Annotated in this window: 14 protein-coding genes and 1 riboswitch; of the genes, 7 read left to right on the forward strand and 7 right to left on the reverse strand. The window is 62.7% G+C overall.

The features are described from left to right. Positions 1-6: 6 nt before the first annotated feature. Positions 7-615, forward strand: coding sequence for a DUF4136 domain-containing protein (locus BLQ92_RS31660; RefSeq protein ID WP_090691743.1), 609 nt, complete (start codon positions 7-9; stop codon positions 613-615). A 50-nt stretch (positions 616-665) separates the two neighbouring features. Here the strand turns inward: BLQ92_RS31660 and BLQ92_RS31665 are convergent, their stop codons facing one another. After that, positions 666-1,583, reverse strand: coding sequence for a LysR substrate-binding domain-containing protein (locus BLQ92_RS31665; protein ID WP_090691746.1), 918 nt, complete (start codon positions 1,581-1,583; stop codon positions 666-668). Between the two features lie 141 nt (positions 1,584-1,724). Here BLQ92_RS31665 and BLQ92_RS31670 point away from each other — a divergent pair, with 141 nt between their 5' ends. The 5 genes from BLQ92_RS31670 (at position 1,725) to BLQ92_RS31690 (ending at position 6,125) form a co-directional block, all read left to right on the forward strand. Beyond that, on the forward strand, positions 1,725-2,612 hold the full coding sequence (locus tag BLQ92_RS31670; protein WP_090691749.1) for a HalD/BesD family halogenase: 888 nt from the start codon (positions 1,725-1,727) through the stop codon (positions 2,610-2,612). A gap of 74 nt (positions 2,613-2,686) precedes the next feature. Continuing rightward, a complete protein-coding gene (locus BLQ92_RS31675) occupies positions 2,687-3,913 on the forward strand; it encodes a M24 family metallopeptidase (RefSeq protein WP_090691752.1) in 1,227 nt (408 codons plus the stop codon). 68 nt (positions 3,914-3,981) lie between these two features. Beyond that, complete coding sequence (locus BLQ92_RS31680) at positions 3,982-5,028, forward strand: ABC transporter substrate-binding protein (RefSeq protein WP_090691755.1); 1,047 nt, start codon at positions 3,982-3,984, stop codon at positions 5,026-5,028. 45 nt (positions 5,029-5,073) lie between these two features. Continuing rightward, positions 5,074-5,280, forward strand: a complete 207-nt coding sequence (locus BLQ92_RS31685; protein WP_279607958.1) for a hypothetical protein — start codon at positions 5,074-5,076, stop codon at positions 5,278-5,280. Between the two features lie 11 nt (positions 5,281-5,291). After that, positions 5,292-6,125: a quaternary amine ABC transporter ATP-binding protein gene (locus BLQ92_RS31690; protein WP_090691758.1), complete on the forward strand. Its 834-nt coding sequence runs from the start codon at positions 5,292-5,294 to the stop codon at positions 6,123-6,125. A 43-nt stretch (positions 6,126-6,168) separates the two neighbouring features. On the opposite strand, the gene bluB is transcribed toward BLQ92_RS31690, so the two are convergent. The 6 genes from bluB to BLQ92_RS31720 all read right to left on the reverse strand — a co-directional run bounded on the left by bluB (position 6,169) and on the right by BLQ92_RS31720 (position 9,813). Further along, positions 6,169-6,825 (reverse strand): 5,6-dimethylbenzimidazole synthase, encoded by a 657-nt coding sequence (gene bluB, locus BLQ92_RS31695; protein ID WP_090691761.1) that lies wholly within the window; start codon positions 6,823-6,825, stop codon positions 6,169-6,171. After that, on the reverse strand, positions 6,809-8,107 hold the full coding sequence (locus BLQ92_RS31700; protein WP_090691764.1) for a cobyrinic acid a,c-diamide synthase CobB: 1,299 nt from the start codon (positions 8,105-8,107) through the stop codon (positions 6,809-6,811). Before BLQ92_RS31700 ends, bluB begins: the two co-directional genes overlap by 17 nt. 2 nt (positions 8,108-8,109) lie before the next feature. Then, positions 8,110-8,712: a cob(I)yrinic acid a,c-diamide adenosyltransferase gene (cobO, locus tag BLQ92_RS31705; protein ID WP_090691767.1), complete on the reverse strand. Its 603-nt coding sequence runs from the start codon at positions 8,710-8,712 to the stop codon at positions 8,110-8,112. 11 nt (positions 8,713-8,723) lie between these two features. Further along, complete coding sequence (locus BLQ92_RS31710) at positions 8,724-9,155, reverse strand: cobalamin biosynthesis protein (RefSeq protein WP_279607957.1); 432 nt, start codon at positions 9,153-9,155, stop codon at positions 8,724-8,726. Positions 9,156-9,233: 78 nt separating this feature from the next. After that, entirely contained in the window at positions 9,234-9,518 is a 285-nt protein-coding gene (locus BLQ92_RS31715) for a HigA family addiction module antitoxin (RefSeq protein ID WP_090691773.1), read from the reverse strand. A gap of 10 nt (positions 9,519-9,528) precedes the next feature. Continuing rightward, the gene (locus BLQ92_RS31720; protein WP_090691777.1) at positions 9,529-9,813 is read right to left on the reverse strand and encodes a type II toxin-antitoxin system RelE/ParE family toxin; all 285 of its coding nucleotides are present in this window, start codon (positions 9,811-9,813) and stop codon (positions 9,529-9,531) included. Between the two features lie 102 nt (positions 9,814-9,915). Beyond that, positions 9,916-10,183, forward strand: a riboswitch (cobalamin riboswitch). A gap of 196 nt (positions 10,184-10,379) precedes the next feature. Between BLQ92_RS31720 and cobW the strand changes: the two genes are divergently transcribed. After that, positions 10,380-11,462 (forward strand): cobalamin biosynthesis protein CobW, encoded by a 1,083-nt coding sequence (gene cobW / locus BLQ92_RS31725; protein WP_090691781.1) that lies wholly within the window; start codon positions 10,380-10,382, stop codon positions 11,460-11,462. Positions 11,463-11,466: the final 4 nt, after the last annotated feature.

Here is an 11,466-nt window from a genome sequence, read left to right on the forward strand (position 1 = left end):
AAGAAAATGAAAATCACGCTGATCTACGCTGCGCTAGTCGCAGCAAGCCTCACCGGCGGCCTGTCAGGGTGCGCCGGCGTCAATACCGACGTGCGCGCGTCGCCGTCGGCCACGCCGCTCGCCGGCGAGCACAGCTATGCGCTGGCACGCTCGCCGCTGCAGGACGCGAGTCCAGATCATATGCAGTACGAAACGTGGATTCGTACTGAACTGGGCAAATACGGCTTTACCGATGTACCGCAGCAGCGGGCGCACTATCTGCTCTCGATTGCGTACGACACGCGTCTGGCGGGGGTCGGCGTCGGTGCGGCGGATTGCACGGAGGCAGGGTGCAATAGCCCCGGCGCGACGTCGTTTTCGCTGTTCGGCGGCAAGACGTACAGGCATTCGCTAACGCTGCGTTTCTTCGAGCAGACCAATGGCCACGAGGTCTATAAGGTGAGCGCGAGCAGCCAGGATCATGATGCCGATCCGCTGCACGCGATTCCGTATCTGGTGAAGAGCGCGCTGGCGCAATTTCCCTTCGCCGATCATCCGGATTGGCGCGTGAAGCTGCGTACCGACGACGCCGGCGGGGCGCCCAGGATTACCTCCGTCAAGCCGGTGCAGCCCTGAGTCACGAAAGCCACGCGTCGATGTTCAATAGGATGTCTGGCTCGCGCCGTCTAGCTCAGAGCCACTTCGACCGTTGCGCGGCGCCGCTCTTCGACCATTGTTTCGATCAACGAAGCGAGATCGTCCGTGGCAGGATCGCGGATCCCCGATGAGCGGTGCAGTTCGAGATCGGCTGGCGGCAGCGGCGGTAAACCTTCCGCTGCACCGAGCACGCGCCAGCTTTCCGGTAGCGTGCAACGGTCGATGATCGTCACTGCCGCGCCGTGGTTCACCGCCACCTTGATGCCGGTCGGGCTCTGACTCGTATAGACCACGTGATAGGGCCGGTCGAGCGCCGCCAGCGCTTCGAGTCCGCGCTGCCGGTAACAGCAGGTCTCCGGAAACAGCGCGAGTGGCACCGACGCCTTGCGGTCCAGTACGAAATCCTTGTGCGCCGCCCACACCACTTCCTCCCGCCCCAGATTGCGGCCGCCCGTTTGCGAGCCGTGCCGCACCACGAGCGCCAGATCCAGTTCACCCGCCTGCAAGCGTTCGAGCAATTCGAGCGACATCCGGCAATGGATGTGCGGCCGTGCACCGGGACGCAGCTCGTAAAACTTCTTGAGCAGCTCCGGCAACCACAATTCGGCGTAATCCTCCGGCAGTCCAAAGCGGATCACGCCCTCGCGGCTGCTCCGGTTTAGTGCGGCGATCGCCTCGTTTTGCACCTGAATAATGCGCCGGGCGTGAATCAGGAAGTTCTCGCCGTCGCGTGACAGAGCGAGGCGCCGGCTATTGCGCAGAAACATATGCGTCTCCAGCCGCTCTTCGAGCGTGCGGATACGCAGGCTGATGGTGGATTGCGTGCGATGAAGCTGCTTCGCCGCTGCCGTGAAGCCGCCGCTATCCACCACGGCGACGAATGCACGCACCAGTTCGGGGTCCAGAGAGCTGAGTTTGGACCAATCGGGTCCGCTGATGGCTGCCATCGGAATTACTCGCTTTCCAAAGAAATTTGGCGATCAAAACATGGGGACGTCGGTGAGCTGATTGTTGTCGAAGATTGTTGTCGAAAACAATTCAGCTCACAAATCAACCTGCAAACCACGAAACTGAACTGGAGCCACACCGTGTCAGCCAGCCTGCCTCTTGCCGACGCCGAATGTACCGATCTGAGCGATATCGTCGATACCGAGCGTTATCCGTTGCACGATCCGGACCACCCCCGCATGCGCGAGTTGATCGCGAGCTGCCGTGCGCATCTTGCCGGCAACGGCAGCGCCGTGCTGCACGGTTTTCTGCGTCCCGCTGCGTTGGAGCAGGCGCGCGCCGAAGGCCTGGCGCTCGCCACCAAGACCTATTTTTCAAGCCGCAAGGTCAATGCCTATTTCACGGCTGACGATCCAACGTTGCCTAAAGGAGACCCGCGCCGCGTCTTCATGGACCGCACCAGTGGCTTCGTCACGCGCGACGTGATTCCGGCTGACGCGATCGTTCATCGCATCTACGTGGCACAGGCGATGAAGCGCTTCGTAGCCGCGTGCCTCGGCGAGGAGCGCGTCTGGGAATATGCCGATCCCTATGCGGGCCTCGTGCAGAACGTGATGCCGCCGGGCACCGAGCAGCCGTGGCACTACGACACCAACGAATTCATTGTTTCCATGATGACGCAGCAGCCTGACGCGGGCGGCGACTTCGAGTACTGCCCGAACATCCGTTCTCCTGAAGGTGAGAACTATGGCGGCGTCGGCGCGGTGGTGCGCGGCGAGACGCGCGCACCGATCAACGTGATCACGCTGCAGCCGGGCGATCTGCAACTGTTCAAGGGCCGTTTTTCGCTGCATCGCGTGACCCAGGTGGCGGGCGCGATCGACCGTCACACGGCCATCTTTGCGTACTCAAAGAAGCCCGGTGTGATTGGCCGGCTCGAGCGCACCCGGCAGCTCTATGGCCGGGTCTCCGAGATGCACCTGGAAGCCGAACAACGGCTGGTGCGTGCCGACAATCTGGTCGATTGAGGCCGCACGTTCCCCCGCTTTGAAACCGTAGTCCCTGTTGCTCACGATATTTATAACGTTCCCCACTGGAAATCATGACGATTCTTCGCCCGACTCATCGCCCGGAAGACTGTGAACCGACTGCAGAAGAGATTGCGCAGATCCAGCGCGACCGGCTCGCCGCCGTGCGGCGCGAGCTGAAAAAGCGCGACCTGACCGCCGCGATCCTGTTCGACCCGACTCACATGCGCTATGCGACCGGCTCGCGCAACATGCAGGTCTATTCGATGCGCAACCCCGCGCGTTATGCGTTCATTCCGGCCGAAGGCAAGGTCGTGCTGTTCGAATACGCGGGCTGCGATTTTCTCGCCGAAGGTCTCGATACCGTCGACGAGATTCGTCCGGCCACGGCGATCTCGTACTACTTTTGCGACGACATGCTCGGCCGCGTGACCGAACGCTGGGCCGACGAGATCGACGATCTGGTCAAGCAGTGCGGCGGCGGCAAGCGGATTGCAATCGAGAGCGCGACTTCCGCAGCGGCCTTCGCGCTGCAGGCGCGGGGCTATCAGATCTCCGACGCGCAGGAGCCGTTGGAACGGGCGCGTGCCATCAAGGTGCCCAACGAGATCAAGATGATCCGCTCGTCGCTGCGTGCCGCGGAAGAGGGCGTGCATAAGCTCGAAGCAGCGCTCGTGCCCGGCATCAGCGAGAACGAGCTGTGGTCGCATCTGCACAAGCACATCATCGAAACGGACGGCGACTATGTGGAGACGCGCCTGATCAGCTCAGGCCCGCGCACCAACCCATGGTTTCAGGAAAGCAGCCCGCGCAAGATCCAGGCGGGCGAGCTGGTTGGACTCGACACCGACGTGGTCGGGCGTTTTGGTTATTACGCCGACTTCTCGCGCACCTTCCTGTGCGGTGGCGGTCCGGCGACGCCCGCGCAGAAGAACCTCTACAAGCTCGCCTACGAGCAGGTCCATTCGAATATGGAAAACGTGCGTGCCGGCACGACCTTCCAGGAGTTTATCGCCAAGGCCTGGAAGATCCCGGGCCCGTACCAGGCGCGCCGCTATTTCGCACTGGCGCACGGCGTCGGCATGACGGGCGAGTACCCGTACATCGTCCATCGCGAAGACAACGAAGCGAAGGGCTACGACGGCGTGATGGAACCAGGTATGACGCTGTGCATCGAGAGCTACATCGGCCATGAGGACGGCGGTGAAGGCGTCAAGCTCGAAGAGCAGGTGTATATCCGCGACGACGGCCAGGTGGAACTGCTGTCCGACTATCCGTTTGAGAAGCGCCTGCTCGCCTGAAGGACGGTAACGCGAGAGGTTTCCTGCATTCGAACTCAACGTATTTCCATGCACAAGGGTGATCGATCATGCAATTCAGACTACTCCGGGCGGCGCTCGCCGCCGCCGCACTGACCTTGAGCGGGACGACGGCTCATGCAGCCTCTACTGCAGCCAATAGCTGGTGTACGCAAGGCAAGACCGTGCATTTCGCGGGTATCACATGGGAAAGCGGCTCCTTCGCCACTGAGGTGCTGCGGCAGATTCTCGAGAAAGGCTACGGCTGCAAGACCGATGTGGTGCAGGGCAGCACGGCGGCCACCGAAACGGCGCTCGCGCATAACGACGTGCAGGTGTGGGCCGAACAATGGACGGGCCGCAGCGAAATCACGGCCAAGGCGGTCGCCACCGGTTCGGTCAAGCTGGTGGGCGACACCTTGCCGGGCGGCACCAAGGAAGGCTGGTTCGTGCCGGAATACGTGATCAAGGGCGATCCGGCGCGCGGCATCAAGCCGCTGGCGCCGGACCTCGTCTCGGTGACGGATTTGCCGAAGTACAAGAGCGTGTTCGCCGACGACGAGGAACCGGATAAGGGCCGCTTTCTCAACTGCCCGACGGGTTGGGATTGCGAACGTGTGAATACACGTCTCTTGAAAGTGCTGAACCTCGACGCGACCTACACCAACTTCCACCCTGGCACGGGTGCGGCGCTGGATGCCGCGATCGCTTCCGCGTACCAGCGCGGCGCGCCGATTGTTTTCTACTACTGGGGACCGGCTGCGCTGATGGCGAAGTACAAGTTCGCCCAACTGAAAATGCCGCCGTACAACGATGCCTGCTGGAAGACCTTGCGTGACGAGAGCAGCACGCAGCAATGCGCGTCGTCGTACATGGTGTCGCATGTGACGGTGGGCGTGTCGACGCCGTTCTATGACGCAGACCCTGACCTGATGTCGATGCTCACCAAGGTCAAGTTTCCGATGGACTTCCTGAACAGCACCATCCTCGAGATGAGCACCAGGAAGCTCGACGGTTCCGCGATGGCCACGCAGTTTCTGCGCGATCACCCGGAAATGTGGAAGCAGTGGGTGCCGGCGGATGTTGCGTCGAAAGTGCAGGCGAATCTCGGGACTTGAACGAAACCGAACCGAAGCGGCACGCCGCGTGGTCTCGGTGAGGACGTGCTCGCCGGCATTCAGACGCTCGATGTCGGCAAGGGCATGCAGGCCGGCATCGCGATCGTGATTCTGGCGATCGTAATCGACCGGGTCAGCCAGGGCTATGGCCAGGAGCGCCGCGCCCGGCGCGTCGCGGCGGCGCAGCGCAACGCGCGGGTGCAGGCTCGCCGTCAAAAGCGTGTGCAGGCCATGGTGCGGGACATTGGGTAAGGAGCGGCAAAATGAAAGCGATTCAGGTCAAGAACGTCTATAAGATCTTCGGACCGGCGAGTGCGCATGCGCGTGTGCTCGAGCTGTTACGGCAAGGCGCATCGAAAGCGGACGTATTGGCGAAAACCGGCTGCAACGTCGGGCTGAACAATGTGAACCTGACCATCGAGCCGGGTCAGATCTTCGTCATCATGGGTTTGTCCGGATCCGGCAAATCGACCTTGGTGCGGCATCTAAACCGCCTGGTCGATCCGAGTGCGGGCGAGATTCTGGTGGACGGCAAGGATATTCTGAAGCTCAATGCGAGCGGCCTGCGCGAGTTGCGCCGCTATCGCATCAGCATGGTGTTTCAGAACTTTGGGCTGCTGCCGCATGCGACGGTATTGGAAAACGCGGCCTATGCGTTGCGCACGCGTGGCGAAGCGCGCGAGGCGGCCTTTGCCGCTGCACGTGACTGGCTGAAGAAAGTCGGTCTCGAAGGCTATGCAGAGAAGTTTCCGGACGAACTCTCGGGCGGCATGCGACAGCGCGTGGGCTTGGCTCGCGCACTCGCCGCGGATACGGACGTGGTGCTGATGGATGAAGCGTTCTCTGCATTGGATCCGTTGATCCGCACGGAAATGCAGGATCAGTTGCTGGAGTTGCAGGCGACGCTCAACAAGACGGTGGTATTCATTACGCACGATCTCGATGAGGCGCTGCGTCTGGGCACGCAGATCGCGATTCTGCGCGACGGTGAACTGGTGCAGCAGGGCAGTCCGCAGGAGATTCTGCGCAACCCGGCGAACGATTACGTGCGCCGCTTTGTCGAGCGGCGCAGCGAGCGGGCGGAACTGGCGGCCTAACGGTGGTACAGCGATGGCGTAGCGGTGCGGCAAAGGCAGCGCGTCACTCCGCCTTGCTTTCCTCAGGCCAGCGATTCTCGAACACGCAATCGGCGAGCGGCATGCGGGTTGCCCATCGCTCGGTTTCGAGCATCGGTTCGGCATAGAACTGGTCGACGTGGCCGAGGCACAGAATTGCCACGGGGCGCGCGCCCTCCGGCATATGCAGCAGTGCACGCACCGCGTCGGCGTCGAACAGCGACACCCAGCCCATGCCGAGCCCTTCGGCGCGCGCCGCGAGCCACATGTTCTGGATCGCGCAGGCCACCGAGGCGAGATCCATCTCGGGTAGCGTGCGGCGGCCGAAGATGTGCTTTTCGCGGCCGTCCATCAAGGCCATCACCAGCAGCTCGCCGCATTCGAGCATCCCTTCGACCTTCAGCTTCATAAACTCGTCGCGCCGTTTGCCCAGCGCATCGGCGGTGGCGAGCCGCTCGCAGTCCACGGCTTCATGTAGCGCAACGCGCAGCGCCTGATCGGTGATGCGCGCAATCCGCCACGGCTGCATGAAGCCGACGCTCGGCGCATGGTGCGCCGCATCGAGCAGGCGTTGCAGCACGACCGGGTCGACCGGGTCGCGCACGAAGTGCCGCATGTCGCGCCGTTCATAAATGGCGCGGTAGACGGCCTCGCGGTCGGAATCGTTAAAACACTTCGCCATGGAACAGGGCGGCCGCGAAAGCCGGGTTGGAAGGCCAGTAGGCGTGCATATAAGTAGCGACGATCGGGCCGGCACGGAATACGGCCTCGCCGGGCGCGTCGGCTTGCGGACGGGTGGCAGTCCGTACCGGCGTGAGCGGCGTCGTCAACTTCGAGTAGTGAAACGTATGACCGGTCATGGTTCCATGGACGCTGTCGATCTGTTGCATGCCCAGCGCGGCGAGGCGCGGCTGCATCGCCGCCTCGCCCGGCAGCAGGCCGAGCATCGGCGTGGTGACGCCGTGGATGTCGGTGAGCTGTTCGAGCAGATAAAGCATGCCGCCACATTCGGCGACGATGGGCTTTCCTGCTGCTGCGTGGGTGCGGACCGCGTCCGCCGTCTGAGTATGCCGTGACAACGCATCCGCGTGCAGTTCGGGATAACCACCGGGTAGGTAGAGCGCGTCCGTGCCCTCCGGTACCGCTTCGTCGGCAAGCGGCGAGAAATAGCTGACCCGTGCGCCTAATGCTTCGAGCAGCGTCACATTGGCGGGGTAGATGAAGGAGAACGCCGCATCGCGGGCAATCGCGATGTGCTTGCCTTCGAGCCAGCGCGGTAACGCTGCGCTGACCGGCGCATCGAACGCCACCGCCGGCGGCAGCTTGGCCAGCGGCGTGGCGGCGAGCGCATCCGCGGCCCGCTCGAGCCTCGCTTCGAGGTCGTCGACCTCTGCAGCCTGGTGCAGGCCGAGATGCCGCTCGGGTAATTCGATCTCTTGCGCATTGCCGATATGCCCAGTCCAGCGCAGTCCGGCCGGTAGTGCTTCCTGCAGCATTTGCGCATGGCGCGCCGAGCCGACCCGGTTGGCGAACACGCCATGAAACGGCACTTCGGGCCGGAACTGTGCGAGGCCGAAGGCCACCGCGCCGAAGGTCTGCGCCATCGCCTTGGCGGAAATCACTGTCACCACCGGCACGCGGAAGGCGGTGGCAAGATCGGCGCTGCTGGGCGTGCCGTCGTAAAGACCCATCACGCCTTCGATCAGGATCAGATCGGCCTCGGCCGCCGCCTGCGCGAGCAGTTCTCGGCAGGCGTGCTCGCCGACCATCCACAGATCGAGCGACAGCACCGGCGCGCCGCTGGCACGGGCGAGGATCATCGGGTCCAGAAAATCCGGACCGGTTTTGAAGACGCGCACGCGCCGCCCTTGGCGCCGGTGGTAGCGGGCCAGACCGGCCGTAATCGTGGTCTTGCCCTGACCGGAGGCCGGCGCGCTGATAAACAGGGCGGGACAGGACGGCATGTTCAGAATTCCACGCCGCGCTGCGCTTTCACGTGCTGCTCGCGATACGGGTGCTTGATGGCGCGCATTTCGGTGACCAGATCGGCCGCTTCGATCAGCACGTCCGGCGCGTGGCGTCCGGTAATCACCACATGCAGCATCTCAGGGCGCGCGTTCACGACCGCCAACACTTCGTCGAGCGGCAGGTATTCGTACTTCAGGACGGTGTTCAGCTCGTCGAGAATCACCATCTGATACTCGCCGCTTTCGATCATCCGGCGCGCTTCGTCCCAGCCCTTGCGGGCGGTGGCGATATCGGCGTCACGGTTTTGGGTGTTCCAGGTGTAGCCGTCGCCCATCGTGACGAAATCGCAGGTGGCGATCTTGCCGAGAAAGTCGCGTTCCGAGGTGTGCAGGGCACCCTTGATGAACTGCACCACGCCAAGCCGCATGCCGTGACCGAGCACGCGCACGGCCATGCCGAACGCGGCCGTGGTCTTGCCTTTGCCGGTGCCGGTGTTGACGATCAGCAGGCCTTTTTCGATGGTTGCTTCGGCCTGCTTTTTCTCGTGGCCTTCGCGACGCCGCTGGGTCATGCGCTGATGCGCTTCGGGATCGGTTTTCATGGAAGATTCTATTAGTTGGATTCGGTTGAGTGGATGAGCGGCGCGGCTCTTTGAGACGCAATCGCGACGGTGACGCCATCGCGCACCATCTTCGGGACAAGCAGGCGGCCAGCGGGTGCGGCGAGCAACGCGCAGGGCTCGCAGACGCCATCGACGCCGAGATGTTCGCGGGCGGCGGCCGAGGGTGTCGGGATACCGGACACGGCAGCTACCTCGGCGCGGCTAAAGATCCGCAAAGGCAGCGCATGACGCGCGCAAAATTCGAGCAGGCCAGGTTCGCGGGCTTTCGATTCGATGGTGGCGATGGTGCGAATCGCCGCGAACGGGTAGGCGCCGAGTGCAGCTTGAACCGCTGCTGTGATCTGGTCCACGGAGGTGCGCTGTCTGCAGCCTATACCGACGCTGAGGGTTTTTGCATCGCGTTCGGAGTCGCTTTCCGTCACATTCAAGGCTCTTTTGAAAAGCTTCAGTATGGACGCCCCGCTATTTGCCGGCATCCCAAACAGGGCGGTTCCTACCGGCTACGCAGCTACCAGCGGGTGGAGATCAGACAGATCGACCTTGGCTGCTTCCTCAAGATCGTAGTCGGATTGCAGGCCAAGCCAGAACTGTGGCGTGGTTCCCAGCACGATCGAGAGCCGCAGCGCCGTGTCGGCCGACACGGCGCGCTCGCCGTGCACGATCTCATTGATTCGCCGCGGCGGTACCTTCATCGCACGCGCCAGTGCGTTCTGGCTCATGTGCATCGGGACCAGGAATTCCTCGTTGAGGACTTCGCCCGGGTGGATATTTCCAAGTTTGTCCATGGTTTACTCCTCAGTGGTAGTCGACGATTTCCACGTCGTATGCACTGCCGTTATCCCAACGAAAACAGATGCGCCATTGGTCGTTGATCCGGATGCTGTGCTGGCCAGCGCGATCGCCTTTGAGCAGTTCGAGACGATTGGCCGGTGGGATTCTCAGATCGGCCAACGCGTGCGCGTTGTTCAACATCCGCAGCTTGCGGCGCGCCACCTGCTGAATTTCCGCCGGCAGTCGCTTCGAGCGCTCGCCGGCCCCGATAAGCGCGGTCTCTTTTTCAGTGATGTTGTTGATCGCCATGGTTGATTATAACGCGGCGCGTCATATAACGCAACGCGTCATGGGCGGCATACGTCATACGCGACGCCGGGTCTCTTCCTTGACGCGCGGGGCTCGCGGGCCTAAACTCGCACGCACTTTGGTGCTCGCGCGCGCGTTCCTGCGTGCGCAGTTAAACGGGAAACAGGGCGTCCGCCTGCAACAGACCGGACCAACCTGTGCTGCCCCCGCAACGGTAAGCGAAGGCATCGCGAAAGCGGTGCAAAGCCGGCTTCAATGCCTGCGCGCAAGGTCGCGCACGCATGCAACCACTGGGCGAGAAACCACTCGTCTGGGAAGGGGAAGCGGCGTTATCGCCAGCCCGGATACCGGCCAGAGAAGAGGCTTGGCGCCGCGGGGATGCGGCCTATCCAGCACTTCAGTTCACCACTTCATGATGCTTGCCTGGCGCAGCTGTCGCGCCGCTATTCGTCCCCGCGTTTCATCTGAACCCCTCTCGCACTCGCCGGCGATACACTCGCGCAGTCAAGCCCGTTGCGTAGCCTCGCCGGCATGCCCAATGTGAAACACCTTTGGACGGATTAACCATGCAGAACCCCATGCGCAAAATCCCCGTCACCGTCGTGACAGGCTTTCTCGGCAGCGGCAAGACCACGCTGCTGCGGCATATTCTTCAGCACGCAGGCGGCAAGCGCATTGCGGTGATCGTCAACGAATTCGGCGAACTCGGCATCGACGGCGAGATCCTCAAGGGCTGTGGCATCGGTTGCGACGAAAACGGCAACGAGACCGAAGGCCAATTGTATGAACTGGCCAACGGCTGCCTGTGCTGCACCGTGCAGGAAGAATTTTTCCCCGTGATGGAAAAACTGGTGGAACGCCGCGAGCAGATCGATCACGTGTTGATCGAAACCTCCGGCCTCGCCTTGCCGAAACCGCTGGTGCAGGCGTTCAACTGGCCGGCGATCAAGAACAGCTTCACGGTGGATGCGGTGGTCACGGTGGTGGACGGACCGGCAGCGGCCAGCGGCCAGTTTGCCGACAACCCCGTGGCGGTGGACGCGCAGCGCAAGGCCGATCCGAACCTCGATCACGAATCGCCGCTGCATGAGCTGTTCGAAGATCAGTTGTCGGCGGCGGATCTGGTGATCCTGAACAAGACGGATCTGCTCGACGAGGCGCAGCAAGGCGTCGTTGAAGCGCTGATCCGCGAAGAGATTCCGTCCCAGGTCAAGGTGGTGCGCGCGCATATGGGGCAACTGGACCTGCACACGCTGCTCGGACTGCAAGCCGCGTCGGAGGCGACGATTCACCTGCGCCACGATCATCACGGCTCGGCCGAAGATGCGGACCATCATCACGACGAGTTCGATTCCGTGGTGGTGCAGGCGCAGACGCCGTCGCGCGAAGGCGTGATCGCCGCGTTGCAGCGCCTCGTCGAAAGCAATACGATTTACCGCGTGAAGGGCTTCGCGGCGTTGCCGGGCGCGCCGATGCGTCTAGTCATTCAAGGTGTGGGCCGACGCTTCGACAGCTATTTCGACCGCCGCTGGCAATCCGGCGAAGCGCAGCAAAGCCGTTTCGTGCTGATCGGCGAGGACCTCGATCAGGCTGCATTGCAAACGGCTTTCGACGCTGCGCTGAACGCCGAAACCCAGCCACAGGCGTAATCGA

The sequence above is a fragment of the Paraburkholderia phenazinium genome (assembly GCF_900100735.1).
Classification (GTDB): Bacteria; Pseudomonadota; Gammaproteobacteria; order Burkholderiales; family Burkholderiaceae; genus Paraburkholderia; species Paraburkholderia phenazinia.

Bases quoted from the DNA above. Each gene is read 5' to 3' on its own strand.
- cobO (WP_090691767.1), bottom strand. From the start codon at position 8,712: ATGAAAACCGATCCCGAAGCGCATCAGCGCATGACCCAGCGGCGTCGC.
- BLQ92_RS31675 (WP_090691752.1), top strand. From the start codon at position 2,687: ATGACGATTCTTCGCCCGACTCATCGCCCGGAAGACTGTGAACCGACT.
- BLQ92_RS31660 (WP_090691743.1), top strand. From the start codon at position 7: ATGAAAATCACGCTGATCTACGCTGCGCTAGTCGCAGCAAGCCTCACC.
- cobW (WP_090691781.1), top strand. From the start codon at position 10,380: ATGCAGAACCCCATGCGCAAAATCCCCGTCACCGTCGTGACAGGCTTT.
- BLQ92_RS31700 (WP_090691764.1), bottom strand. From the start codon at position 8,107: ATGCCGTCCTGTCCCGCCCTGTTTATCAGCGCGCCGGCCTCCGGTCAG.
- BLQ92_RS31690 (WP_090691758.1), top strand. From the start codon at position 5,292: ATGAAAGCGATTCAGGTCAAGAACGTCTATAAGATCTTCGGACCGGCG.
- BLQ92_RS31680 (WP_090691755.1), top strand. From the start codon at position 3,982: ATGCAATTCAGACTACTCCGGGCGGCGCTCGCCGCCGCCGCACTGACC.
- BLQ92_RS31720 (WP_090691777.1), bottom strand. From the start codon at position 9,813: ATGGCGATCAACAACATCACTGAAAAAGAGACCGCGCTTATCGGGGCC.
- BLQ92_RS31715 (WP_090691773.1), bottom strand. From the start codon at position 9,518: ATGGACAAACTTGGAAATATCCACCCGGGCGAAGTCCTCAACGAGGAA.
- bluB (WP_090691761.1), bottom strand. From the start codon at position 6,825: ATGGCGAAGTGTTTTAACGATTCCGACCGCGAGGCCGTCTACCGCGCC.
- BLQ92_RS31665 (WP_090691746.1), bottom strand. From the start codon at position 1,583: ATGGCAGCCATCAGCGGACCCGATTGGTCCAAACTCAGCTCTCTGGAC.